Raw genomic sequence first — 23,872 nt, forward strand, 5'->3', positions numbered from 1 at the left:
CCGTCGCATCAGGCCGCACAGCATCGCGTACGGCCCGTGGCGCTGTCATCCGTCCTTGCTGCTGGGCGGCGGGTCGTCGGTGGCGCCGCCGAAGATGATGCGCGCGGCACGCTGGTAGCTCCAGTACGCCATCGCCCAGTTCACCAGCACCACGAAGCGGTTGCGGAAGCCGATCAGGAAGTACACGTGCGCGGCCAGCCAGAACCACCAGGCCACGATGCCGGAGAGCTTGAGCTTGCCGACATGCACGATGGCGGCCATGCGGCCGATCGTGGCCAGGTTGCCGTAGTCCTGATAGCGGAAGGCCGGTGCAGGCTGGCCGCGATGGCGGGCGCGGATCGCCTTGGCGATGTGCTTGCCCATCTGCTTTGCCGCCGGTGCCACGCCCGGCACCGGGCGGCCGTCCTGCTGGACCGCGGCCAGGTCGCCGCCGACAAAGATCTCCGGGTGGCCGGGCACGCTCAGGTCCGGCTGCACCAGCACGCGGCCGGCGCGGTCCAGCGGCACGCCGAGCGTGCGCGCCAGCGGCGATGCGGCCACGCCGGCGGCCCACACCACCGTGCGTGCAGGCACGAAGGTGTCGCCCAACTGGTAGCCCAGCGCATCGATATGCGTGACCGGCGTGCCGGTGTGCACTTCCACCCCCAGCCGCTCGAGCTGCTTGCGCGCCTTGGCGGTGAGATCGTCCGGGAACGAGGGCAGCACGCGTGGGCCGGCTTCGACCAGGCGCACGCGCGCCTGTTGCGGGTCGATATGGCGGAACTCGTTCTTGAGCGTGTGGCGGGCGATTTCGGCCAGCGTGCCGGCCAGCTCGACACCGGTCGGGCCGCCGCCGACCACGGCAAAACTCAGCCAGGCCGCGCGTGCGGCCGGGTCGGATTCGGCTTCGGCACGCTCGAAGGCGAGCAGCAACTTGCGCCGCAACACCAGCGCGTCGTACAGCGTCTTCAGGCCGGGCGCGTGCTCGGCCCATTGATCGTTGCCGAAGTAGGCATGGGTGGCGCCGGTAGCCAGCAGCAGCATGTCGTAGCCGAGCGCGTTGCCATCGGCGAGCACCACTTCGCGGCGGCCCGGTGCGATTTCGGCAACGTCGCCGAGCAGCACCTCGACGTTGCGCTGTTCGCGCAGGATGTGGCGCAGCGGCGCGGCAATATCCGGTGCCGACAGGCCGGCGGTGGCGACCTGATACAACAGCGGCTGGAACAAATGGTGGTTCTGGCGGTCGATCAGGGTGATGCGGATGCCAGGATCGTCGAGCGCGCGGGTGGCCCATAAGCCGGCAAAACCGCCACCGACCACCACCAGGTGCAGCGGAGCTTGGGAGGGGGAAGTAGTCATCGTCAGGTCTGATGGAATGCGACGCGGGCGCATCAGCATGCCGCATCGGCAATGAACATGACGCCTGAAGGCGTCCCGCCTGCGGCATCATGTCGCATCTCATCGACCTGGTGACCGCATGCCGGCATTACCCCCACCGTTGCCACCACCACCTTCTTCGCCCGCGATGGCAGCGGCTGCCGCGCGGACGCCCGGAAAGCAGGTCAGTGGCGTCACGATCGGGCTGATCGGGCTGGGGGCCTGCGTGGTGCTGTTCGGCATGGTGGTGCTGGGCGCGCTGGGCTGGCTGATCGTCTTCGGCTGGTCGCTGTTCGCCGATCAGGCACGCGCCGCGTTGCAGGACGATGCGGTGGTGCAGGAACAGATCGGCCGGATCCACACGATGCGGGTGGATCTGGTGCGTACCGGTCTGGCGCCGGGCGCCGACGATTTCGTGTTCACGGTGGAGGGCGATCGCGGCCGCGGCCGCGTGCATGCCACCTGGGTCAGCGGCGGGGCCGAGCGCGAGATCCTGAGCGATGGCGTGCTGACCATGCACGATGGCAGCCAATACACGCTGCCATCGACCGATGCCGACGCCACCGAAACGGACGACGCAAGCGACACCGCCAGCGACACCGACTCTGCCGACACCTTCGAGGAATGACCATGATCGACAATCCCGACAAACGCATCGCCCTGCTGATCGATGCCGACAACGCGCCGGCCGGCAAGATCGACGTGGTGCTGGCCGAAGTGGCGCGCTATGGCGTGGCCAACGTGCGCCGCGCCTACGGCAACTGGAAGAGCCCGCACCTGAAGAACTGGGAAGCGGCGCTGCACGAATATGCGATCCGGCCGATCCAGCAATTTGCCTACAGCTCGGGCAAGAACGCCTCGGACATGGCGATGGTGATCGATGCGATGGACCTGTTGTATGCGCGCAACCTGGATGGCTTTGCGATCGTCTCCAGCGATGCGGACTTCACTCCGCTGGTGATGCGGCTGCTCACCGATGGCATGAAGGTGTATGGCTTCGGCGAAAAGAAAACCCCGGCGCCGTTCGTCAATGCCTGTTCCAAGTTCACCTATGTCGAAGCGCTGGGCGAGCAGGCGGCAGCGGCCAGCGACACCGCCGCCGGCCGCAAGGACGCCACCGCGCTGCGCGGCGACACCCGGCTGGTGCAGATGCTGCGCAATGCGATCGACAGTGCCTGCGAAGACGATGGCTGGGCGCATCTGGGTGCGGTGGGCAAGCAGGTGGCCAACCAGGCCTCGTTCGACCCACGCAATTACGGCTATCGCAAGCTCAGCGACCTGGTGCGTGCGATCGGCCTGTTCGAGATCAAGCAGGACGAGCAGGCCCTGTGGGTGCGCGATGCGCCCAAGGGCGGGCGGGCGAAAACAGCGCAGCCAGCGGCCGCTCTCGCCACGCAGGCGACTTCCACAAAGCGCCCGGCGCGCACCACGCCCAAGCCGGCAGCGGGGAAATGACCATGGCTGACGCTGCAACGCCATCGGCTGCAGGGAACGGCCCGATCACGCTATGGGGGCGGCGTAATTCCAGCAATGTGCGCAAGGTGCTGTGGTGCGCCGAAGAAGCCGGGCTGTCGTATACCTCGATCGAAGTCGGCGGTGCGTTTGGTCATAACGACACGCCCGCCTATCGCGCGTTGAATCCCAACGGTCTGGTGCCGACGCTGCAGGATGGCGAATTGGTGCTGTGGGAGTCCAATGCGATCGTGCGCTACCTGGCCGCGCAATATGCGCCGGCCCTGTATCCGCAGGCACCGGCCGAACGCGCGCTGGGCGATCGCTGGATGGACTGGACCACCTCGACGTTTGCCGGCGTGTTTCGCGACCTGTTCTGGGGCGTGCTGCGCACACCGGAGGCCGAGCGTGATCCTGCGCGCATCGCCGCGGCGCTGACGCGCTCGGGCGAACTGCTGGCACGCGCCGATGCGGCCCTGGCGCAGCAGCCGTATCTGTCCGGCGCGCAGTTTGCGATGGGCGATATTCCGCTCGGCAGCTTCATCTACGCCTGGTTCGAAATGCCGATCGAGCGCCCCGCGCTGCCGCATCTGCAGGCGTGGTATCAGCGCTTGCGCGCGCGGCCTGCCTACCAGCGTGGCGTAATGACCGCGCTGACCTGAGTGTCGGGTCCGCGCGCAAGCCAGCGTGGTGCATGGCAGGCAGCACGCGTGCCGCCGACCCCATACGCTGCTGCAAGGCAGTCGGCCCCGTGCACCGCGCGTCCCGGCAGCTCACGTTGCCTGTAGGAGCGCACCTGGGCGCGACGGCATTGCCGGTAACGCCGCGTCGCGCCCGAGTGCGCTCCTACAACGCACGATCCCACCGCGCGGCTTGCTGGCCTCGCGTTGTGTGTAGGAGCGCACCTGGGCGCGAGGGCATTGCCGGTAACGCCGTCGCGCCCGGGTGCGCTCCTACGGAGCGTGGGCGCATTGGCTAGAACGTGAGTCTGGTGGCAGCGCGGTGCGCGATATGCCGTCACTAGTACAGATCGATCGGATCCACATCCAGCGACCAGCGCACGCGCCGCGCCTGCGGTAGCGCATGGATCGCCGGCAGCTGCGCGTCCAGCAGACGATGCAGCGCCGAACGCTGTTGCGCGGACAACAGCAACTGGGTGCGCTGGAACCCGGCGCGGCGCGGCATCGGCGCCGGCATCGGGCCGTAGCATTCCACTGCGGCAAACGCAGGCGACTGCGTGGTGGTGTCCGCCGTGGTCAGGCCACGCACCGCCAGCAGGAACTGGTTGGCCGCTGCCACATCCTTGGCTTCGGCGCGGAACAGCGCCAGATGCGCGAACGGCGGAAATCCCGCGGCCTGGCGCTGCTGCAGTTCGGCATCGGCAAAGGCGTGGTAGCCGCCGTTGACCAGGGTCTGCAGCAAGGGATGTTCGGGGTGGTGGGTCTGCAGCCAGACCTCGCCGGGACGGTCGGCGCGTCCGGCGCGTCCGGCCACCTGGATCAGCTGCTGGGAGAGTTTCTCGGCGGCACGGAAGTCGGCCGAGAACAGGCCTTCGTCGATGCCGACCACCACCACCATGGTCAGCCGTGGCAGGTCGTGGCCCTTGGCCAGGATCTGGGTGCCGACCAGGATGCCGGCGGCGCTGCCCAGGCGCGCCAGCTGGGTTTCCAGCGCGTCGCGGCGCTGGGTGGTGCTGCGGTCGATGCGCACCACCGGAAAGTCCGGGAACGCCTCGGTCAGGCGTTCTTCCAGCCGCTCGGTGCCGATGCCTTGCGGCTGCAGCGCCAGGCTGGCGCAGGCCGGGCAGGCCAGCGGTGCGGGCTGGCGCGCGCCGCAGTGGTGGCATTGCAGGCGCCGGCCACCGGCGTGCACGGTCATCGGGGTCTGGTGCAGCGGCGTGCTGCAGCGCTGGCAGGCGGCGGTCCAGCCGCAGTCGTGGCATAGCAGCACCGGCGCATAGCCGCGGCGGTTCTTGAATACCAGCACCTGCTCGCCGCGCGCCAGGGTGGCGCCAATGCCGGCCAGCACGTCCGGCGACAGGCCGTCCTTAAGCGGGCGCTTGCGCACGTCGAGCACGCGCACGCGTGGCGGACGCGCCTCGCCGGCCCGGCGCGACAGGCGCAGATGCTGGTAGCGGCCGGAATAGGCGTTATGCAGGCTTTCCAGCGACGGCGTGGCGCTGCCCAGGATCACCGGCACATCCAGCGCCTTGCCGCGCACCAGCGCGAAGTCGCGGGCGTGATAGCGGATGCCGTCCTGTTGCTTGTAGCTGCCGTCGTGTTCTTCGTCGATCACGATCAGCCCGGCATTGGGCAGCGGGGTGAACACCGCCGAGCGCGTGCCGACGATCAGCTTGGCTTCGCCGCGCCAGGCCGCCGCCCACACCCGCGCGCGCTCGCCATCGGACAGGCCCGAATGCAGCGCGTGCACCGGCACGCCCAGGCGGGCGCGGAAGCGGCCCAGCGTCTGCGGGGTCAGGCCGATCTCCGGCACCAGCACCAGCGCCTGGCGACCGGCCGCCACGCAGTCGGCGATTGCCTGCAGGTAGACCTCGGTCTTGCCGCTGCCGGTGACGCCGTCGAGCAGATAGGTGGCAAAACCGCGCTGCGCACGGATGGCGTCGGCGGCGGCCTGTTGTTCGTCGTTGAGCTGCGGGCCGCTGCCGGGGCGGGGCGGGATGCTGTCGGCCGGCACCGCCACGCGCGCGGCATAGTCGCGTTTGGCCAGGCTGCGTGCGGCCTCGCGCCATTGCGGCAGCAACGGGTCCAGCTGTTCTTCGCCCAGCGCACCGGGCAGCAGCAGGGCGGCCAGCAAGGCGGGGCGGCTGCCGGCGCGCAGGCTGGCGGCGGCGGTGCGTCCGGCCTCGGTCAGTTGCCAGGCCCAGGCATGGGTCTCGGCCAGCGGCTCGCCGCGGCGCAACGGGCCGGGCAGAGCGCTGGACTGGGCCTCGCCCAGCGGTGCGTGGGTATAGCGCGCCAGCCATTGCAGTGAACGGGCCAGCTCGTCAACCAGCAGCGGAGCGTCGTCGCACCATGCCAGCGCCGCGCGCAGCCCCTCGGCGGAGGCCAACTGCCCGATCTCCACCACCACCCCGACCAGCTCGCGTGGCCCGAACGGCACCCGCACCCGGCAGCCGACTCGCGCCGGGTCGGTCAGCGGGGCCTCGGCCGGGGGCAGATAGTCGAACAGTTGGGGCAGCGGCACCGGCAAGGCGACGCGCAGGGTGGCGACGGTCGAAGACATCCGGCCAGTCTACCGACCCTGTCCAGTACCCGGCACGGGCCTGCCGATGGCGCCGGATCGGTGCGCGGGCTTACAACGTGTTTGTGTGACCGAAGTGATAAATCCGACGTAAACCTATGTGAGGGTTAAGGAAACGGGTTTATCCACACTGCCTGTGGATAAGCCTGTGAATTAGTCTCGTGCTCCACGCTGTGAAGGCGGATTCACTAGCCTCTGCAACCTGTTGGACATTTTTTAGCCAATCGGCTTAAAGCCATCAGGATCAATAACTTAGGCGTGAAACACGAATGCAACAAAGAAAAATCAACAGTTGACAGACGCCTGCGTATCGGCATGTCTGCCGCTGTGCACAACCCGCGTCGATGACGGCGGTCGGCGGCAGCGGAGCGCAGCGTAGCCGGGTCGATCTGTCAAGCCATCGGCGGGGGCCGATTGCGTCGGTATCATGCCGGCCGATGCTGGAGTTCTCATGACCGTAGTCCCCGACGCCCCTGTCACCCCTGCCGCGTTGTCAGCGTTTTTGCGCGGTGTCGAACGCCGGGGTCTGGTGCTCGCACAACTACAATGTGGCGATGGCGCGGCGGCCGAGCGGGCCTTGGCGGCTGCGTTTCGGGCGTTCAGCAGCCAGGCGGCGGGTCGCCCGATGGCCGGCTGGCCGATGCGCTTCTGGAGCCTGCTGGCAACCGCCCCGCCGCTGCGACGCGAGCCCATGCCGGGGACCTGGTTGCCTCCGTTCACCGCACTGGGGCGGATGCAGACCACCGACCGCCTGGCGCTCCTGCTGCGTATCGTCGCCGGGCTGGAAGAAGAACCCGCCAGCGAGGTGCAAGGCATCGAGGTGGGGGCCTATCGACAGTCCCTGGCCCGCGCCTGCCCGCGCGATGCGGCCGGCAACCCGGACGCGCAGGCCTGGCGGGTGCTGGCCGAGGCGGCGCAGCAGGAGTTGCGCGACCTCGGCCCGGCCCAGGTGAGCCGGCTGGCACAGCTGCGTGAGTCGGCCCTGGCCGGCATGCCGTTGCAGCCTGCCGCGGCCGCGCCCGTGGCTGCCACCGCCGAGGCGCGGCGCCCGGCCGCACCGCGCGCCCGGCCTGCCCGCCAATGGCACTGGCCGCGGATCGACCGCCGCCACGCCGGCATCGTGCTGGCTGTGCTGGCATTGGCGCTGCTGCTCGCGGCGCTGGGCTGGTGGTGGACGCATCGCCGGCCGGCGCTGCCGCCCGAGCCGGTCTCGCAGGCCCCGGCCGGCGTGCTGCACGTCACCGATGCCGCGCCGGTGCTGGTGGAGGACCTTCCCGCCGCCGACCTGCCGGACGCGGTGGCAAACCCCGGCCTGGATCCGCGCGACCAGGCGATGCTGGCCGACCCGGACCTGGAACTGGCGCGTTCGGCCGATTTCTACGCCTGGTACGCGGCCGGGCATCCGGTGCCGGCCGACGAATCCGGCGCGCATGCCACTGCCGCCACCGCCCAGCCTGCCGCCGCCGCCCTGGAGACCGTCGATGCCGATAATTAAGTGGTGCGGCCTGCTGGCGTTGGCCGCGGTCGGCATGGCCGCAGCGCAAACCCTGCCGGCGCCGTTGGAAGAAGGCAGCGCGCGCACGCCGGCAGCCGCGGCCTCCACGCCCACAACCCCGAGCGCCGCGCAGCAACGCGCGCGCTGGGACGCATTGACGCCTGCGCAGCGGTCCGAGTTGCGCGCCCGCTATGCGGCCTGGAAGGGGCTCACCGCCACCGACCGGGTGGTAGTGCGGCAGGCACGCGAGCGTCTGCATGGCTTGCCCGACGACCAGCAGCGCGCGCTGCGCACGCAGTTCACCGCGATGGATCGCCTGCATCGCGATGGCTGGCGCCTGGGTTCGCAGCTGGGCGCGTTCTATCCGCAGTTGCAGCCCTTGATCGGCTATGTGCCGCCAGCGCAGCGCGACACGTTGCTGGCGGCGCTGCGCAGCCTGGATGCCGGGCAGCTGGAGCAGTTGGCGGTGCTGGCACAACGCACGCCGCCGCAGGAGCGCGATGCCCTGCGCGACGCCCTGCTTGCGCAGGCACCGGCAACGCGCAGCGCCTGGTTGAAGCGCCAGCTGGCGCGCTAAGCGGCAGCGGCGGGACGGCGCCGGTGCACCGGCCCCGCGCGCTGGCATCGTCTCCACGCGTGCTCGGTGTCCATCCTCGATGCCGCGCACCGAGGCGGACACGGCGTGGAGGGCATGCAGGGCTGCCGTCTTCGGCAGTGCAGTGGCCCTGGGGGCGATCGTCACGCCGCAGGACATCGACTCCGCTCGTGCCCAGGCATCCGGGTCCGGGGGGCCGGCCACCACGGCCGCCTGACGCGGCGCATCTGCCGCCCCGCGTGTTCCCGGCCTGGCGTGGTCTCTCCGGCGACCCAACTGCCCATCCCGGAAGTCCGGGTAAGATAGCGGCCCCACGCGACCCGGTGCCAGCGCCTCCCGGCACGGCCGTAGTCCGCGCAGCGATCGGTTTTCATGTCTGTCTCTTCTGCACCCACCTCCGCGACGCCGCGCTTCGCCGCGGAAGTGCGCACCACCGGCCTGCTCGCATTGCCGCTGGTGCTCGGCCACGTCTCCACCGGCCTGATCGGGTTTGTCGACAACGTCATCGCCGGCCACCACGGCACCGCCACGCTGGCGGCGGTCACCATCGGCACCTCGCTGCTGTGGCTGCCGATGCTGGTGCCGATTGGCACGCTGATCTCGTTGACCGCCTCGGTCTCGCAGCTGCGCGGTGCCGGCCGCGAGCACGAGATCGGCCCGCTGTTCCGCCAGGCCCTGTGGCTGTCGCTGGGACTGGGTGCGGTGATGTTCGCGTTCCTGAGCGCGGTGCCGCCGCTGCTGCCCACCTTCGGGATTGCGCCGGACATCGTGCCGGGCGCAACCGACTTCCTGCACGCGGTGCGCTGGGGCGGGCCGGCGCTGACGTTCTACTTCTGCATGCGCTACCTCAGCGAGGGCATGCACTGGACCCTGCCGACCATGCTGCTGGGCTTTGGCGGCCTGCTGGTGCTGGCGCCGCTGGGCTATGCATTGACCTATGGCAGATTCGGCTTCGCCGAGCACGGTGCGCAAGGCCTGGGCATGGCCTCGGCGATCACCATGTGGGTGCAGGCCAGCGTGTTTGCGCTGTATCTGTGGCGCTCGCGTCGCTTTGCGCATCTGCAGTTGTTCGCCCATCTCGAGGGGCCGCGCTGGCGCGCGATTGGCGACCTGTTGCGCACCGGTCTGCCGATCGGCATCACCGTGCTGATGGAGGGCGGCCTGTTCATCGTCACCGCCCTGTTGATCGGCCGGCTCGGCTCCACCGAAGCGGCCGCGCACCAGATTGCGATCAACGTCGCGCAGCTGTGTTTCATGATTCCGATGGGCGTGGCCGAGGCCACCACCGTGCGGGTCGGGCATGCGGTCGGGCGCGGCGATCCGCTGGGCATGCGGCGCGCGGCCTGGGCCGGCTACGCCATCGTGCTGGGCACCCAGGCCTTGTCGGCCAGCGTGCTGTTGCTGGGCCACGATGCCATCGTGAGCGTCTATACCGATGACGTGGCGGTGGCGGCGCTGGCGTCGGTGCTGCTGCTGTTTGCCGCCACGTTCCAGTTTCCCGATGGCATCCAGGTGCTGTCCAGCGGCGCGCTGCGCGGGCTCAAGGACACCCGCGTGCCGATGTTCCTGGCGATGTTCTCGTACTGGGGTGTCGGCATGCCGATCGGCGCCGGGCTCGGCCTGGGGCTGGGCTGGGGACCGCAAGGCATGTGGATCGGCCTGATCCTGGGCCTGACCGTGGCGTCGGTCCTGATGGGCTTGCGCTTCCGGCAGACCAGCCGGCGACTGACTGCCGGCACGACCCCCTGACTTCCAGCGCATGCCGCGCGCGCCACGCAGCCGGTATGCTGGACACCATTGAATTGCATGCAGCGTCTTTCGACGGAGTTTTCCATGAACCACCCCGTGCGTCGCAGTCCCATCGCCAGTTTCTTCGTCGGCCTTTGGGATGTGATGAATTTCACCCGGCGCCTGATCTTCAACCTGGTGTTCTTCGGTTTTCTGTTCCTGATGCTGCTGCTGTTCGTGGTGGCGATCGCGCGGGGCGACGGCACCAAGCCGCTGGCCGAGCGCACCACCCTGGTGATCAACCCCGAGGGCACGCTGGTCGAGCAGTTCAGCGCCGATCCGGTGAGCCGCTCGCTGGCCAAGGCGGTCGGCGACAAGAGCGCCGAGGAAGTGCAGCTGCGCGATCTGGTGCGGGTGATCGAGGCGGCCGGCAAGGACCGCAAGATCGAGCGGGTGGTGTTGAACCTGGACAAGTTCCAGCCGGCCGGTTTCGCCTCGCAGCGTGAAGTGGCCGCGGCGCTGCAGAAGCTGCGCACCTCCGGCAAGCAGATCGTCGCCTTCAGCGAGAGCATGAGCCAGGGCCAGTACCTGCTGGCCGCGCAGGCCAACGAGGTCTATCTCGACCCGATGGGCAGCGTGCTGCTGGAAGGACTTGGCCGCTACCGGCAGTACTTCCGCGAAGGCCTGCAGGACAAGCTCGGCGTGGACGTGCATCTGTTCCGTGTGGGCGAGTACAAGTCCGCCGCCGAGCCGTACATCCTCGATGCCGCGTCGGCCGACGCCAAGGAAGCGGACCTGTTCTGGATGAACGACGTCTGGCAGCGCTACCTGGCCGATGTCGGCACCGCACGCAAGCTCAGCCCGGCGCAGCTGAGCGCCGGCATCGATACGCTGCCCGAGGGCGTGACCGCCGCCGGTGGCGACCTGGCCAAGTTCGCGCTGCAGCAGAAGCTGGTCGACGGGCTCAAGACCCGCGAGGAAGTCGACGCGCTGCTGACCAAGCGCGGCGTGGCCGACAGCGATGCCGACAGCGGCTTCCGCAACATCGGCTTCAACGACTATCTGAGCCAGCTGCAGGCGCAGCGTTCGGCGATGGACAGCCGCCCGCAGGTGGCCGTGGTGGTGGCCGCCGGCGAGATCAGCGGCGGCGAGCAGCCGGCCGGCCGCATCGGTGGCGAGTCCACCGCCGCGTTGCTGCGCCAGGCGCGCGACGACGACGAGGTCAAGGCGGTGGTGCTACGCGTGGATTCGCCCGGCGGCGAGGTGTTTGCCTCCGAGCAGATCCGCCGCGAGGTGGTCGCGCTCAAGCAGTCCGGCAAGCCGGTGGTGGTGTCGATGGGCGATCTGGCCGCCTCGGGCGGCTACTGGATCAGCATGAACGCCGATCGCATCTATGCCGATCCGTCGACCATCAGCGGCTCGATCGGCATCTTCGGCATGGTGCCCAACCTGACCCGCGCGCTGGACAAGATCGGCGTGCACACCGATGGCGTGGGCACCACGCGGTTTGCCGGCGCCTTCGACATCACCCGTCCGCTGGACCCGGCCGCCGGCCAGGTGATCCAGGCGGTGATCAACAAGGGCTACGCCGACTTCACCGGCAAGGTGGCGCAGGCGCGCCACCAGTCGGTGGACGCCATCGACAAGGTCGCACGCGGCCGTGTGTGGAGCGGTGCGCAGGCCAGGCAGCATGGTCTGGTGGACGCGTTCGGCGGCATGTCCGAAGCGGTGGCCGATGCGGCCAACCGCGCCAAGCTGAGCCGCGGCAAGTTCCGCGTGCGCTACGTGGAAAAGCCGGCCACGCCGTTCTCGCAGTTCATGAGCGGATTTGCCGGCAGCCGCATGGGTGCCTGGATGCTGGGCGATTCGGGCATGGCACGTGCATTGCTGGCGCGCTCGCTGCCGGAAGTGGACACGCAGCTGCGCTTCGTCGAAGACGCCGTGCACGACAGCAAGGCGGGCGGCACCCCGGTCAAGTCGCTGGCGTACTGCTTCTGCGGGTTCTGACGCGGCACGATGCCAGCGTGAGGGATCGACAACGCCGGCCACGTGCCGGCGTTGTCGTGTCAGCGCTCAGGCAACGCCACGATGCGGGCGCGCCAACGACGCAAAAAACAGATGGCAGAACGCATGGCGCCACGGTCGAGCGAACTTATGCGTGTTGGCCGTGCGCACAGATGCAGTGCTCGCCTTGCGCGCAATCGCCTGCGCGCACGTGCATTGCTGCCTGGACACAAACGCGCGCGTGTCAGGCAGCAGGCTTCGGTTACTGCGTGGCCGCGTCGATCGCCTTGCGTTGATCGTCTGCGGCCTGGTCGCTTGCTGCCTGCACCGCATGTGCCTTGTTCAACGGCTGCTGGATGTGGTCGCGCAGGGCGGTGGCCTGTGGCTCGGGCTTCTGCTCGGTGGGCGCAGGTTGCGGTCGCTGACACGCGCCCAGCAGCAGCATCAGGCTGGTCGCAAGAATCCAATGCCGTTTCATCGTCGTGACCTCGCTCGGGGTGGCGGTATCCTAACGCCGGGGCCATCGTTGCGCGTCAACTGCGCTGCGGCGGCCGTTTCCTGCGTCTTGAAAGAGGATCACCCACGTGACAACCCATCGTTGGCGGCTGGATGGACAGACCGCGCTCATCACCGGTGCCAGCGCCGGCATTGGCTTTGCCATCGCGCGCGAATTGCTGGGCTTCGGCGCGGATCTGCTGATGGTGGCGCGCGATGCTGATGCGCTGGCGCAGGCACGCGACGAGTTGGCCGAGGAATTTCCCGAACGCGAGCTGCATGGGTTGGCCGCCGATGTGGCCGACGATGAAGAGCGTCGCGCGATTCTGGACTGGGTGGAAGACCACGCCGATGGCCTGCATCTGTTGATCAACAATGCCGGCGGCAACATCACCCGCGCGGCGATCGATTACACCGAGGACCAATGGCGCGGCATCTTCGAAACCAACGTGTTCGCCGCGTTCGAGTTGTCGCGTTATGCGCACCCGTTGCTGACCCGCCACGCAGCATCGGCGATCGTCAACGTCGGCAGCGTCTCCGGCATCACCCATGTGCGCAGCGGCGCGCCCTACGGCATGACCAAGGCCGCGTTGCAGCAGATGACCCGCAACCTGGCGGTGGAATGGGCCGAGGACGGCATCCGCGTCAACGCGGTGGCGCCGTGGTACATCCGCACCCGTCGCACCTCCGGGCCGTTGTCGGACCCGGATTACTACGAGCAGGTCATCGAACGCACCCCGATGCGCCGCATCGGCGAACCGGAAGAAGTGGCCGCCGCCGTCGGCTTCCTCTGCCTGCCGGCAGCCAGCTACGTCACCGGCGAATGCATCGCAGTGGATGGCGGCTTCCTGCGCTACGGGTTCTGACACGCAATGCATGCATGGTCACGCGGACAGTGCCCATGCATGGCATCGGAAGATGCGCAGACATGCGCCGGCCCGTCGGCGCGGCACTCCTCTAGGTTTTTGCCAGCTGCGCCTGCACGCTGGGCTGGCGACAGCGAGGATGCCCGCGTGCGCCGCGGCGCAATGCACCGCGCCTGCCAACTGGTGATGGTGACGGTTGCCGGTGGCTTGAAGAATCAGCCCGGTCAGCGCAGTGCCGGTACATCGACTGACCTGCGCCGGAGCGCCGCTGCCGGCATCACGGCGTGGCGGATGGATGCGCGCAGCGGCTTTCGTCCAGCACCCGGCGCATCTGCACGTAGCGCTGCTTGCGCTCGGCCGATTGCGCCTCGTCGGAGAAACGCCAGGTGGATTCGGCCTGCTCGGCACGCTGGCGCCAGGCCTCGCACAGGCGCTGGTCCGGCACCGGCGCGCAGCGATCGGTGACCACCTCGCAGGCGCTGCCGCCGCCGGTCGCCGGACCGCCGGCCAGGTTGGTGGTCTGCATCGGCAGGCAGCGCGTGGCCGGCTCGCGGTCTTCGGTGAAATAGCGCCCGTTGTCGTGTGCGGTGCATTCGAACAAGGGCGGCGGTGGCAGCGTGGATGTCGAGGGCGCGGCAGGTGGCGTCGCTGCCACCGGTGCTGGCGTCGCAGCCGGGGCGGAGGCAGCGGCATCGGTCTTGGGGGTGGCCTGCGGCTGCGCAGCGGGCGCTGTCCGCGCCGGCGCTGCTGCGCCCGATCCACCCTGCGTGAACGGCACCGCGGCCGGTACCGTCATCAGCTTCTTCTGCTGCTGCATGCCTTTCGGGCACGGCATGTTCTGCACGGTGAGCGCGCCGGCCGGATCGGTGCAGCGGTAGATCGCTACTTCCTGTGCGTTGGCCAACTCGGCGCTCGCCAGCAGTGCCACCCACAGCCAGCGCTTCATGCGCCGCCGCAGTCGCGCTGCAGGCGCGCGTCGATGCCGCGCTGCTCGCGGCTCAGATCCTGGCGTTCGCTCTGCAGGGCGTTGTTGTAGCGGCGGATCAATTCCCAGCGACGGTCGGCCAGGCGCGCGCAGACTTCCTGTTCGGGCAGGGCATGGCATTCGTCGCGGATCTGCACGTTGCCGTAGGGCACGATCACCGTGCCCCCGTGGCCGCCGCCGTTGTAACCGCCGTGGTAGCCGCCGCCTCCGAAGCTTGCGCTGCCGCGCAGGCTTCCCCCCCGTCCGGAGCTTCCCTGCACCGCGCCCGCCGGGCGTGGGCTGACCGAGATCGGCGGACGCTGGATGCCGCCGCCGCTGACCGGCGGGCCAATGCCATTGCCCACATAGGCCGGGCCCCAGGTCGGCACCCAGCGCGGATTGCCTTCCGGGCTGTCGCTGGTATAGCGCTCGCCCTCTTCGGTGGTGCACTCGTACATCGGCTGCGGCGGCTGCACGGTGATGATGCGCACCTCGCGCGGCGGCTGCGTGGCGACGGCGGCCGGGGCGGCGGCGGCGCGCTTCGGTCGCGGCGGTGGATCCTGCGGGCGCTGCAGGTCCATTACCTGCTGGCGCCCGCTGCTGCACGGCGCATCCTGCAGGGCGACGGTGCCGGTGCTGCTGACGCAGCGGTAGATCCGCACATTCGGATCCGGTTTGCTGGTGGTGCTGGCCGCCGACGCAGGCAGCGTGGTGGCCAGCAACAGAAGGGTCAGGACGGTACGCATGGCCGCAGTGTGCGCGTCTGCCGGGCTATGGGCAAAGGGGGAGGCGGTGTGCAGGCAAGCGCGCCGACAGGCGGCGCGTGGTCACTGCTCAGTCGCGCAGGATCTGTCCGCTGCGGGCATCGCGGATCCGGGTCGGTTGCGCCAACGCGCCCACCTCGCCATCCATCACCCCGTCGATGCTGGCCAGCAGGGCCGGGTCCAGCGCCTGGCGGCTGCGCGCGGGTGGTTCGCCGGCCAGGTTGGCGCTGGTGGAGACCAACGGGCCACCCCAGGCCGCACAGAGCGCGGCGACCACCGGATGCGCGCTGATGCGCACCGCCAGCCCGTCGTGCGTGCCAGTGACCCAGCGTGGCGCCTGGGCGGTGATCGGCAGGATCCAGGTATGCGGCCCCGGCCAGCTGGCCAGCACCTCCTGCCTGCGGGCCGGCGCCAGCGCGTCCATATCCACCCACGCGTGCAGCACATCCACGCTGGCAGCGACCACGATCACGCCCTTGTCGACCGGACGACGCTTGATCTCCAGCAGCCGCAGCACCGCGGCCTGCTGGCGCGGGTCGCAGCCCAGTCCCCACACCGCTTCGGTGGGATAGGCGATCACGCCGCCCTGGGTCAGGGTGGCGACGGCGCTGTCCAGGCTGAGCATGTGCTGCATGCGGCGCCCTTAGCCTGCGGCCTTGCTCACGGTCTTCTTGACCACGCGCTTGGTGGCCTTCTTGGCAGCGGCCTTCTTGGCCGGCGCCTTCTTCGCCGCCGTCTTGGTGGCGGTTTTCTTGACCGCGGTCTTCTTGGCGGCGTCCTTGGCCTCCTTGGCCGAATCCTTCACCGCGTTCTTCTTGAGCGTGGCCTTCTTGGCGCCGAAGCCCTTGCGCACCGGCTTGCCGGTATCGGCCAGCAACTGCTGCACTTCTTCGAACGTCAGCGTGGCCGGCTCGCGATCCTTGGGGATCTTGCCATTGAGCTTGCCATCGCTGATGTACGGGCCGAAGCGGCCATTGAGCACCTGGATGTCGCTGCCTTCGAAGTCCTTGATCACGCGGTTGCGCGCGATCTCTTCCTTCTCCTCGATCAGGAACACCGCGCGCGCCAGGTCGATGGTGTACGGGTCGTCTTCCTTCTTCAGCGAGGCATAGACGCTGCCGCGGCGTGCGAACGGACCGAAGCGGCCGATGCCGACGCTGACGTCCTGGTCCTTGTCCTGGCCCAGCGCGCGCGGCATCTTGAACAGTTCCAGCGCGTCCTCGATGGAAATCGAATAGATGCTCTGGCCCGGCCGCAGCGAGGCGAAGGTGGGCTTCTCCTCGTCTTCGACGGTGCCGATCTGCACCATCGGGCCGAACCGGCCGATGCGTGCGCTGACTTCCTTGCCGCTGACCGGGTCGGTGCCCAGCACGCGCACGCTGCCGGCGTCGGTCTTGTCCAGCGAATCCTTCTTGTCCTCGACCAGTTCCTTGAACGGGCCCCAGAACTTCTCCATCAACGGGATCCACTCTTCCTCGCCGCGCGAGACCGCATCCAGGTCGTCTTCGAGCTTGGCGGTGAAGTCGTAATCCACGTAGCGGGTGAAATGCCCGGACAGGAACTTGGACACGGCGCGGCCCACGTCGGTGGGACGGAAGCTGCGGCCTTCCATTTCCACGTACTTGCGGAACTGCAGGGTCTGGATGATCGAGGCGTAGGTCGACGGCCGGCCGATGCCGTATTCCTCCAGCGCCTTGACCAGCGCCGCTTCGGTGAAGCGCGGCGGCGGCTGGGTGAAGTGCTGGTCGGTGACGATGCGATCAAGCGGGATGTTGTCGCCGGCCTTCATCAGCGGCAGCTTGCGGCCTTCGTCCTCGTCCTCGCTGCTCTTGGTGTCCTTGCCTTCTTCGTAGACCGCCAGGAAGCCCGCCACCACCACGGTGGTGCCGCTGGCGCGGAACACGTGCTCGCTGCCGGCCGACAGATCGACGCTGACGGTGTTGAGCGTGGCCGGGATCATCTGGCAGGCCACTGCGCGGCGCCAGATCAACTCGTACAGGCGACGCTCGTCGTCGGACAGGAAGCGCGCCACCTGCGCCGGGGTGCGCAGCGCCGAGGTCGGACGCACCGCCTCATGCGCTTCCTGCGCGTTCTTGGATTTGGTGGTGTAGGCGTTGGGCTGGTCCGGCAACGAGGCGGTGCCGAAATCGCGCGCGATCACATCGCGGATTTCCGCCAGCGCGTCCTGCGACAGGTTCACCGAGTCGGTACGCATATAGCTGATCAGACCGACCGAGCCTTCGTCGCCCAGCGCCACGCCTTCATACAGTTTCTGCGCCACCTGCATGGTCTTGCGGGTGGTGAAGCCGAGCTTGCGCGAGGCTTCCTGCTGCAGCGTGGAGGTGGTGAACGGCGGGGCAGGGCGGCGTTTGCGCTCCTTGCTGGCCACATCGGTGACATGCAGCACGCCTTGGGCGGCCTGCTGGATGCGCAGCCGGGCCGCTTCGGCGGTATCGCCGTCGGTGACGGTGAACTGCTCGAACTTCTGCCCGTCCAGCTTGATCAGGCGCGCATTGAACGGCTGCGACGGATGCCGGCAATGCGCATCGATGGACCAGTATTCGCGTGCGATGAAGGCTTCGATCTCTTCCTCGCGTTCCACGATCATGCGCAGCGCCGGCGACTGCACGCGGCCGGCCGACAGCCCGCGCTGCACCTTGCGCCACAGCACCGGCGACAGGTTGAAGCCGACCAGATAGTCGAGCGCGCGGCGGGCCTGCTGCGCATCGACCAGATCGGCGGCGATCGCGCGCGGCTTGAGCATGGCTTCCTTGATCGCGCGCGGGGTGATTTCGGTGAACACCACCCGCTGCATCGTCTTGTCCTTGAGCAGCCCGCGCTCTTTCAGGATCTCGGCGATGTGCCAGCTGATCGCCTCGCCCTCGCGGTCCGGGTCGGTGGCCAGATAGATGTCGTCGGCGCTCTTGGCGGCGCGCGCAATGGCTTCGACATGCTTCTCGTTCTTCTCGATCAGGTCGTAGCGCATCGCAAAGCCATTGTCCGGATCGACCGCTCCCTCCTTGGGGACGAGATCGCGCACGTGCCCATACGAGGCCAGGACGGTGAAGTCCTTGCCGAGGTATTTATTGATCGTCTTGGCCTTGGCAGGCGATTCGACGATGAGCAGGTGCTTGGGCATGGTGGCGAATTCTTTGGGCAGGGCCCGGGGGGCGGGTAGCGTGGCCTAATTGGCCGGTGGAGGGAAGCAGATCGCCTGTTTCCCACACGTCAACGCCCGGGAAACGAGCCCGGGCGTTCAGTTCTCTTATTAGAAAGATCACGGCGGACGCCGCCGTGTCAAGCGGCCAGTGCCGCGAACTGCTAGTTCTGGCTCATTCCGATGGCGGTCAGCAGGAAGGCCAGCGCCACGACCGAGAACACCAGCAGCACCGCATAAATGGCCAGGACCACGATGGTGACCGTATCCAGACCCCTGGATTGCCGCTCCGGGTGATCGGTGAAGGCCCAGCGGTCCACCACCAGGGTGTCGCAGACCTTGTCGTGCGGGGCCTGCTTGCGCGCGGTCATGCCGGCCATGAACGCCGCCACGATCGCGCCGATGCCCAGGGTGAGCACGCTGATCAGCATGTAGGCCAGATAGCGCAGCACGTTGCGCCAGAAACCGACCCGGCCGCCGTTGCTGTCGGCACGCACCAGCTTGATGCCGCAGGCGAGCTTGCCCAGGCTGGCCTGATGCCGGCTGGACTGCATCCAGGCGAAATACAGCGTCGGGATCGCCAGGCCGATGCCATAGGACAGCACCAGGATGGCGGTGCCGAGTGCGCTGCCGTCGTCCAGCGCCGAGCCGGAATCGCCCCGGGTGGTCGCCAGCGCCACGACGAACACCAACGGAATCACGATCAGGTACACCGCAAAGCTGGTGATCAGGCTGTCCAGGATGCTGGCGGCCACGCGCCGCCACAGTCCGGCGTAGACAACCGGGGCTTCATGCAAGGCAACGGTGGCTGCAGGCGCGGCGGCAGAGCCCCAGGCGTCCGGAACCGGCACGCCGGCGGATGGATGCGACGAGGTAGAGGCCGGCGTAGGCGCGTTAGCGGTGGTGGTCAGGATCGGGTCTGGGGCCGCTGGAGTTGTGGCCGCGTCTGCCGGCGTGGTGGCCCACGCCACTGGATCGACCGGTGCAGCATCTGCCGGTGCAGCGTGCTCGCGCGCCGGAAGCTGCTGGTGATCGACTACCGCATGCTGATCGGCAAGGCCGGGTTCGGTCTGCCCAGGCGCAGCGTCCGCAGTGCTGGCGGCAAATGACGTGGCTGCGGCGCGCGTACCGTCCGCCGCGCCGCTGGCCGGGTCAGCCGTCGCCTGCGGCGCGCTGCGCGGAACGTCCAGGTCCGCATCGGCGGTCGGCGCGGGAGGCATTGGCACCGCGGTGGCGACGTCCAGCTCGGCCGCGACCTCGCCAAGTGTTACCCACTGCGGCAAGCCTTCGCGCCAGACCAAGCTGGATGCATCGATCAGGCCGTCGGACAGGCGCGCGCGAAGCGTGTCCGTGTCCACCGGCCCCTGGCGCTCGCGTTGTGCGTCGGCGTAGTACCACTGCGTCATTGAAGTCCCCTTGGGTAAAGCGATTGACTAGCCGCGGCAGTCCGGTGGCAGTTGGTCGTCGTCGATCTCGGAGCTGCACTGCCAGGTGCCGGCGTCTGCGTCGAAATCCAGCCACAGCGCCTTGCCGTCGATCCTGGTCATTGTCGGCGCATGCAGCAGCGCCTCGACGCCGCATTCGGTGGTGTCGAAACGGCCGATCTGCACGCTGGTCAGCACCTCGTTTGCATACCGCTCTGGCGCGAGGAAGCCGGCATCGCCATTGACCGGGCAACGGCCTTGCTGGGCGAGAAACCCGGCGATCTGCGGCTTCAAGGGCGCCAGCGCCGTGATCGCCCGGGCGACCTTGCTACGCGCGGTGTAGTCCTGATACGCCGGCAGCGCGATCGCAGCCAGGATGCCGATCACCGCCACCAGCACGAACAGGCCCACCACCGCGCCCAGCACCAGCGCCAGCGGCCAACCCGGCCCGTTGCCGGGCAGGCGCTGCGCTGACGACGGGGACGAACTGGCGGCAGCGGCGTGAACAGCCGCAGGCGGAACCGGCGGCAGCGGCGGCGGCAGCGGCAGCACTGCGGTGCGCATGGCGGTGGAAATCGGGGGGGCGAGCTCGTCGGCGCATGCTGACAGCGGTACCCATCGGGCAAATCCTGCGCGCCAGACCAGGGTGTCCAGTGCGATCGCGTGATCGCGATACAGTGCCAGCAAGGCCTCGCCGGCCACCGGGCCACGCCGATGGCGGTTGCCCTCGGCGTAATACCAACTGCTCATTGCCGTCCCCTCGCACGCTTCCGTTGCGGCTTCCGCTTCAGTGTACGGGTTCAGGCTCGTCCAGGAACATCTGCGTTTCCATCCAGGCATAGGCCGCTTCGGCGCCCGGCTGGTTGAACAGCACCATCAAGACCACCCATTTGAGGTCGTCCAGGTCCAGTTCGTCCTGATCCAGCGCCATGGCGCGGTCCAGCACCAGCTCGCGCTGGTCGGCGTCCAGGATGCGGTGTTGTTCCAGGAACAGCAGAAATCCACGGCAGTCCACATCGAGCTTGTCCAGCTCCGGGCCGTGATAGATGCGTACAGGTCCATCGACATGCGGGCGCGCGACACTGGGCCGCTGCTCGGAGAGCGCGTCCAGCCAGTCGAAGGCTTTGCTGATTTCTGCGGGACTGAAACCGGCCTGGATCAGGCCATTCTGAAGCGAGTCACGGTCGCGGACCAGGTCCGCATCTTCGCTGAAATAATGTTCGAACAGGTACAGCAGTACATCAAGAATGCTCTCTTTCATTGCCCCTCGGCCTGCGTCGCGCGACGCTGTGGAGGTGAAGAAACTAGGGATTGCGGGTATAGCGACCGTGCTCGGCGACCACGTCTCCCTCCAGTTCCATGATGAGCAGCATGGAGGACAGCGCGGCGGCCGTCAATCCGGTGCGTTCGACCAGGGAATCCATAGGGGTTGGGTCGTGGCCCAGCGCCTGCCACAAGCGCTGGTAGTCCGGATCCGAGCGCGCCGTGCCGGCCTGCGGTGGTGTCCTGGCCTGATCAGTGGGGGCGGCCAGGCGCTGGCGCAAGGCGTCTGCCAGTTCGCCCGACAGCAGGCGCAGGCCGTCGATGATCTGGGCCGGCTCCTGCGCCAGGGTGGCGCCCTGCCGGATCAGGTGATGGCAGCCGCGCGCGAGCGGATTGTGCAGCGAGCCGGGCAGGGCGAACACCTCGCGCCCGGCCTCCGCCGCCAGCCGCGCGGTGATCAGCGCACCCGAGCGCATGGCTGCTTCCACCACCAGGGTGCCCAGGGCCAGCCCGGCGATGATCCGATTGCGGGCCGGGAAGTGTCCCGCGACCGCCCTGGTACCTGGCAGGTACTCGCTGACCACTGCACCATGCGCGGCGATGCGATCGCGCAGGCACTGGTGATGCGCGGGATAGGCCACATCCGTGCCGGTGCCCACCACCGCCACGGTGATGGCGTCGCTGCGGGCAAGCGCGGCCTCGTGCGCGATTGCATCCACGCCGGCGGCCATGCCGCTGACGATGGCCAGGCCGGCGCCGGCCAGGCTGGAGGCGAATGCGCGGGTGTGGTCGCGGCCGCCGGCGGTGGCGGAGCGGCTGCCGACCACGGCCACGCCCGGGTGCCAGAGCGCGTTCGGGTCGCCGTCCACGAACAGGGCCAGTGGCGGGTTGACGATGTGGCGCAGCAGGGCGGGGTAGTCGGGGTCGTTCAGGCCGATCAGGTGATGGCCGGGCTGCTCGCACCAGTGCAGGGCGGCGTCCAGGACGCGCGCATCGGGTGCCTGCAGGCGAGCCGCCTGCAGATCGTCGCAGCCGGCGGCACGCCAGGCCTCGTGCCCGGCGACCAGTATCTCTGCCGGGCTGCCAAAACAGCGCAGCAGTGCGCTGCGCGGCGGGCTGCGGCCACCCGCCATGAGCAGGATCAGGAATGCGCGCAGGTCGGGAGTGGTGAGAGCCATGCCTCAAGCCTGGACCGCAAACGACGACGGCGCCCTCGGGCGCCGTCGCATTACCGCATCGGAATTTTCGCTTACTGCGCGTCGGGATGCTTGACGAAGTAGCCCAGGCCGGTCGGCTTGACGCTTTCCATCACCAGCGCATAGCTGACCTTGTCGAAGGTGCGGAACACCATCGCGTGCGAGGCGTATTCGTCGGGCAGGCCGACGGTGGAGCCGGCCGGGCCGCTGAAGTCGTCGTCGGTCCGCGAGAAGCGCGAATGCTTGACGCGGTCGCTGACCGTGCGGCCCTTGCGCCAGATCGAGAACACCGTGCCGTTGTTGATGCCTTCGCGGGCACCGCCGGAGATGGCGATCACATCGCGGGTACCGCCGACGATGAAGGCATCGGAGATGGCCAGCACCCGCAATTCGGTCTGCAGCGCCTGTTCCGACGGCGGATGCGGGATGAACTGCAGGTCGTACGGCTGCGCTTCGACGGCAACGATGCGATCGCCGGCGCGCACTTCGCGGCCGCTGTCCTGCAGCAGCAGGGTGGCCGCCTTGGAATTGCCGCCCGCCGCGCTGCGCGTGATGGTGCCGACGTTGACCTGCGCCAGTTCGTAGCCCAGGAACTCGCGGCGCGTGCTCGGCGCGATGTAGTTCTTCCAGATGTTGCCGGCGCCCGCGGTGATGTTGCCGGCCGCATCGAGGTCTTCGTTGTGCTTGGGCAGGCTGAACTTCACGGTCGGGCGCACCACCGCAAAGCGCTGGCCCGGCTGTGCATCGTCCAGGCCGACCACATAGGCCACCTGGCCGGTGGTGGCGCGCGCGCGGCCGCCTTCCAGGCCCACCACGTACGGCAGCTGGTCGAAGTCGTCGGTGACGCGCAGGTTCTTCAGGAACGGCTCGACCTCCGCCAGCGGAATCGCGTTGATCGGCGCTTCCTGGCGCGGGCCAGGCTGGACGGTGCCCTTGGCGACGCGATCCAGGTAGGCCAGGCTGATCACGTCGCCGGGGTAGATCAGGTGCGGATTCTGGATCTGCGGGTTGGCCTGCCAGATTTCCGGCCACAACCACGGCTTCTGCAGGAAACGTCCAGCAATGTCCCACAGGGTATCGCCCTTGCGGACCACGTAGGTGTCTGGATGTTCGCCCACCGCTTGCGCGGCAGCGTAGGTCGCGACGGTCAGCATCGCCGCAGCGACGACCGTACGAAGTCGGTTCAACATGAGTGCCTTCTTGCCTGATTCCCCAACAGGTCCGCGCACTATAGTCCAGAAACCGGGGCGTCACGCAAGCATTGCGCTAGAATGACAGCGTCTTGCCGGCGCAGCGCCGGTGTTCCCAGACGGGTAATCCCATGGCTTTGCTCCCTATCCTCGAATTCCCCGACCCGCGGTTGCGCACCAAGGCCGTGCCGGTCGATGCTGCCGAGCTCACCAGCCCGGCATTCCAGACCCTGCTCGACGACATGTTCCAGACCATGTACGAGGCGCCCGGCATCGGCCTGGCCGCCAGTCAGGTGGACGTGCACAAGCGTTTCATGGTGATCGACGTCAGCGAGGAGAAGAATCTCCCGCAGGTGTTCGTCAACCCGGAAATCGTGAGCAGGCAGGGCGAGCAGGTATATCAGGAAGGCTGCCTGTCGGTACCGGGCATCTATGCCGATGTCGCCCGCGCCGATGCGATCACCGTGCGCTATCTCGACCGCCAGGGCAAGGCGCAGGAACTGAGCACCGATGGCCTGCTGGCGGTGTGCATCCAGCACGAGATGGACCATCTGGACGGCAAGCTGTTCGTCGATTACCTGTCGCCGCTCAAGCGCGAGATGGTGCGCAAGAAGCTGGCCAAGCAGCGTAAACACGTGGCCTGACGGCCGGGATTTGGGACT

21 protein-coding genes are annotated in these 23,872 nt (G+C 68.5%); 9 read left to right on the plus strand and 12 right to left on the minus strand.

Going from position 1 to position 23,872, the window contains the following annotated elements; genetic code table 11:
• Positions 1-45: 45 nt before the first annotated feature.
• On the minus strand, positions 46-1,338 hold the full coding sequence (locus EO170_RS20075; RefSeq protein ID WP_126947696.1) for an NAD(P)/FAD-dependent oxidoreductase: 1,293 nt from the start codon (positions 1,336-1,338) through the stop codon (positions 46-48).
• Positions 1,339-1,456: 118 nt separating this feature from the next.
• On the opposite strand from EO170_RS20075, the gene EO170_RS20080 reads away from it, so the two are divergent.
• Genes EO170_RS20080 through EO170_RS20090 form a run of 3 tightly spaced genes read left to right on the plus strand, consistent with a single transcriptional unit; the run spans position 1,457 to position 3,470 of the window.
• Positions 1,457-1,984, plus strand: coding sequence for a hypothetical protein (locus EO170_RS20080; protein WP_126947699.1), 528 nt, complete (start codon positions 1,457-1,459; stop codon positions 1,982-1,984).
• Positions 1,981-2,811: an NYN domain-containing protein gene (locus EO170_RS20085; protein ID WP_164740259.1), complete on the plus strand. Its 831-nt coding sequence runs from the start codon at positions 1,981-1,983 to the stop codon at positions 2,809-2,811. The genes EO170_RS20080 and EO170_RS20085 overlap by 4 nt, the downstream gene beginning before the upstream one ends.
• Positions 2,808-3,470: a glutathione S-transferase gene (locus tag EO170_RS20090; protein ID WP_126947702.1), complete on the plus strand. Its 663-nt coding sequence runs from the start codon at positions 2,808-2,810 to the stop codon at positions 3,468-3,470. The genes EO170_RS20085 and EO170_RS20090 overlap by 4 nt, the downstream gene beginning before the upstream one ends.
• 358 nt (positions 3,471-3,828) lie before the next feature.
• Here the strand turns inward: EO170_RS20090 and EO170_RS20095 are convergent, their stop codons facing one another.
• Entirely contained in the window at positions 3,829-6,051 is a 2,223-nt protein-coding gene (locus tag EO170_RS20095) for a primosomal protein N' (protein ID WP_126947704.1), read from the minus strand.
• Between the two features lie 469 nt (positions 6,052-6,520).
• Between EO170_RS20095 and EO170_RS20100 the strand changes: the two genes are divergently transcribed.
• The 4 genes from EO170_RS20100 (at position 6,521) to sppA (ending at position 11,894) form a co-directional block, all read left to right on the plus strand.
• Complete coding sequence (locus tag EO170_RS20100) at positions 6,521-7,564, plus strand: hypothetical protein (RefSeq protein WP_126947706.1); 1,044 nt, start codon at positions 6,521-6,523, stop codon at positions 7,562-7,564.
• Positions 7,551-8,141 carry a DUF3106 domain-containing protein gene (locus tag EO170_RS20105; RefSeq protein ID WP_164741116.1) on the plus strand — a complete coding sequence of 197 codons (591 nt, stop codon included), beginning with the start codon at positions 7,551-7,553 and terminating at the stop codon, positions 8,139-8,141. The genes EO170_RS20100 and EO170_RS20105 overlap by 14 nt, the downstream gene beginning before the upstream one ends.
• Before the next feature lie 390 nt (positions 8,142-8,531).
• On the plus strand, positions 8,532-9,908 hold the full coding sequence (locus EO170_RS20110; RefSeq protein WP_104650046.1) for an MATE family efflux transporter: 1,377 nt from the start codon (positions 8,532-8,534) through the stop codon (positions 9,906-9,908).
• Positions 9,909-9,992: 84 nt separating this feature from the next.
• Positions 9,993-11,894: a signal peptide peptidase SppA gene (sppA, locus tag EO170_RS20115; protein WP_104650047.1), complete on the plus strand. Its 1,902-nt coding sequence runs from the start codon at positions 9,993-9,995 to the stop codon at positions 11,892-11,894.
• 259 nt (positions 11,895-12,153) lie between these two features.
• Here sppA and EO170_RS20120 read toward each other — a convergent pair whose 3' ends face one another.
• Positions 12,154-12,369, minus strand: a complete 216-nt coding sequence (locus EO170_RS20120; RefSeq protein WP_047127474.1) for a hypothetical protein — start codon at positions 12,367-12,369, stop codon at positions 12,154-12,156.
• A gap of 106 nt (positions 12,370-12,475) precedes the next feature.
• On the opposite strand from EO170_RS20120, the gene EO170_RS20125 reads away from it, so the two are divergent.
• Positions 12,476-13,252 carry an SDR family oxidoreductase gene (locus EO170_RS20125; protein WP_126947708.1) on the plus strand — a complete coding sequence of 259 codons (777 nt, stop codon included), beginning with the start codon at positions 12,476-12,478 and terminating at the stop codon, positions 13,250-13,252.
• A 277-nt stretch (positions 13,253-13,529) separates the two neighbouring features.
• Here EO170_RS20125 and EO170_RS20130 read toward each other — a convergent pair whose 3' ends face one another.
• The 9 genes from EO170_RS20130 to EO170_RS20170 all read right to left on the minus strand — a co-directional run bounded on the left by EO170_RS20130 (position 13,530) and on the right by EO170_RS20170 (position 23,210).
• Positions 13,530-14,198 carry a DUF4124 domain-containing protein gene (locus tag EO170_RS20130; protein WP_126947710.1) on the minus strand — a complete coding sequence of 223 codons (669 nt, stop codon included), beginning with the start codon at positions 14,196-14,198 and terminating at the stop codon, positions 13,530-13,532.
• Positions 14,195-14,962 carry a DUF4124 domain-containing protein gene (locus EO170_RS20135; protein WP_126947712.1) on the minus strand — a complete coding sequence of 256 codons (768 nt, stop codon included), beginning with the start codon at positions 14,960-14,962 and terminating at the stop codon, positions 14,195-14,197. The genes EO170_RS20130 and EO170_RS20135 overlap by 4 nt, the downstream gene beginning before the upstream one ends.
• Before the next feature lie 88 nt (positions 14,963-15,050).
• Positions 15,051-15,614: a Sua5/YciO/YrdC/YwlC family protein gene (locus tag EO170_RS20140; protein WP_126947714.1), complete on the minus strand. Its 564-nt coding sequence runs from the start codon at positions 15,612-15,614 to the stop codon at positions 15,051-15,053.
• A gap of 9 nt (positions 15,615-15,623) precedes the next feature.
• Positions 15,624-18,119 carry a DNA topoisomerase I gene (locus EO170_RS20145; protein ID WP_104584082.1) on the minus strand — a complete coding sequence of 832 codons (2,496 nt, stop codon included), beginning with the start codon at positions 18,117-18,119 and terminating at the stop codon, positions 15,624-15,626.
• 182 nt (positions 18,120-18,301) lie between these two features.
• Positions 18,302-19,543, minus strand: a complete 1,242-nt coding sequence (locus EO170_RS20150) for an RDD family protein (protein WP_126947716.1) — start codon at positions 19,541-19,543, stop codon at positions 18,302-18,304.
• A 27-nt stretch (positions 19,544-19,570) separates the two neighbouring features.
• Positions 19,571-20,311: a pilin gene (locus tag EO170_RS20155; protein ID WP_126947718.1), complete on the minus strand. Its 741-nt coding sequence runs from the start codon at positions 20,309-20,311 to the stop codon at positions 19,571-19,573.
• Positions 20,312-20,348: 37 nt separating this feature from the next.
• Positions 20,349-20,822: a DUF494 family protein gene (locus tag EO170_RS20160; RefSeq protein WP_003484452.1), complete on the minus strand. Its 474-nt coding sequence runs from the start codon at positions 20,820-20,822 to the stop codon at positions 20,349-20,351.
• Positions 20,823-20,865: 43 nt separating this feature from the next.
• The gene (dprA, locus tag EO170_RS20165; protein WP_126947720.1) at positions 20,866-22,002 is read right to left on the minus strand and encodes a DNA-processing protein DprA; all 1,137 of its coding nucleotides are present in this window, start codon (positions 22,000-22,002) and stop codon (positions 20,866-20,868) included.
• A gap of 71 nt (positions 22,003-22,073) precedes the next feature.
• A complete protein-coding gene (locus EO170_RS20170) occupies positions 22,074-23,210 on the minus strand; it encodes a LysM peptidoglycan-binding domain-containing protein (RefSeq protein WP_104584069.1) in 1,137 nt (378 codons plus the stop codon).
• Positions 23,211-23,341: 131 nt separating this feature from the next.
• Here EO170_RS20170 and def point away from each other — a divergent pair, with 131 nt between their 5' ends.
• Positions 23,342-23,854 (plus strand): peptide deformylase, encoded by a 513-nt coding sequence (gene def / locus EO170_RS20175; RefSeq protein ID WP_104584070.1) that lies wholly within the window; start codon positions 23,342-23,344, stop codon positions 23,852-23,854.
• Positions 23,855-23,872 lie beyond the last annotated feature (18 nt).

The sequence above is a fragment of the Xanthomonas sp. BRIP62409 genome, assembly GCF_003992965.1.
In the GTDB taxonomy this organism is placed as follows: Bacteria; Pseudomonadota; Gammaproteobacteria; order Xanthomonadales; family Xanthomonadaceae; genus Xanthomonas; species Xanthomonas euroxanthea.

What these genes read in the sequence shown, in the direction of transcription:
- EO170_RS20075 (WP_126947696.1), bottom strand. Translation starts at nt 1,338, where the DNA reads ATGACTACTTCCCCCTCCCAAGCTCCGCTGCACCTGGTGGTGGTCGGT.
- EO170_RS20080 (WP_126947699.1), top strand. Translation starts at nt 1,457, where the DNA reads ATGCCGGCATTACCCCCACCGTTGCCACCACCACCTTCTTCGCCCGCG.
- EO170_RS20085 (WP_164740259.1), top strand. Translation starts at nt 1,981, where the DNA reads ATGACCATGATCGACAATCCCGACAAACGCATCGCCCTGCTGATCGAT.
- EO170_RS20090 (WP_126947702.1), top strand. Translation starts at nt 2,808, where the DNA reads ATGACCATGGCTGACGCTGCAACGCCATCGGCTGCAGGGAACGGCCCG.
- EO170_RS20095 (WP_126947704.1), bottom strand. Translation starts at nt 6,051, where the DNA reads ATGTCTTCGACCGTCGCCACCCTGCGCGTCGCCTTGCCGGTGCCGCTG.
- EO170_RS20100 (WP_126947706.1), top strand. Translation starts at nt 6,521, where the DNA reads ATGACCGTAGTCCCCGACGCCCCTGTCACCCCTGCCGCGTTGTCAGCG.
- EO170_RS20105 (WP_164741116.1), top strand. Translation starts at nt 7,551, where the DNA reads ATGCCGATAATTAAGTGGTGCGGCCTGCTGGCGTTGGCCGCGGTCGGC.
- EO170_RS20110 (WP_104650046.1), top strand. Translation starts at nt 8,532, where the DNA reads ATGTCTGTCTCTTCTGCACCCACCTCCGCGACGCCGCGCTTCGCCGCG.
- sppA (WP_104650047.1), top strand. Translation starts at nt 9,993, where the DNA reads ATGAACCACCCCGTGCGTCGCAGTCCCATCGCCAGTTTCTTCGTCGGC.
- EO170_RS20120 (WP_047127474.1), bottom strand. Translation starts at nt 12,369, where the DNA reads ATGAAACGGCATTGGATTCTTGCGACCAGCCTGATGCTGCTGCTGGGC.
- EO170_RS20130 (WP_126947710.1), bottom strand. Translation starts at nt 14,198, where the DNA reads ATGAAGCGCTGGCTGTGGGTGGCACTGCTGGCGAGCGCCGAGTTGGCC.
- EO170_RS20135 (WP_126947712.1), bottom strand. Translation starts at nt 14,962, where the DNA reads ATGCGTACCGTCCTGACCCTTCTGTTGCTGGCCACCACGCTGCCTGCG.
- EO170_RS20140 (WP_126947714.1), bottom strand. Translation starts at nt 15,614, where the DNA reads ATGCAGCACATGCTCAGCCTGGACAGCGCCGTCGCCACCCTGACCCAG.
- EO170_RS20145 (WP_104584082.1), bottom strand. Translation starts at nt 18,119, where the DNA reads ATGCCCAAGCACCTGCTCATCGTCGAATCGCCTGCCAAGGCCAAGACG.
- EO170_RS20150 (WP_126947716.1), bottom strand. Translation starts at nt 19,543, where the DNA reads ATGACGCAGTGGTACTACGCCGACGCACAACGCGAGCGCCAGGGGCCG.
- EO170_RS20155 (WP_126947718.1), bottom strand. Translation starts at nt 20,311, where the DNA reads ATGAGCAGTTGGTATTACGCCGAGGGCAACCGCCATCGGCGTGGCCCG.
- EO170_RS20160 (WP_003484452.1), bottom strand. Translation starts at nt 20,822, where the DNA reads ATGAAAGAGAGCATTCTTGATGTACTGCTGTACCTGTTCGAACATTAT.
- dprA (WP_126947720.1), bottom strand. Translation starts at nt 22,002, where the DNA reads ATGGCTCTCACCACTCCCGACCTGCGCGCATTCCTGATCCTGCTCATG.
- EO170_RS20170 (WP_104584069.1), bottom strand. Translation starts at nt 23,210, where the DNA reads ATGTTGAACCGACTTCGTACGGTCGTCGCTGCGGCGATGCTGACCGTC.
- def (WP_104584070.1), top strand. Translation starts at nt 23,342, where the DNA reads ATGGCTTTGCTCCCTATCCTCGAATTCCCCGACCCGCGGTTGCGCACC.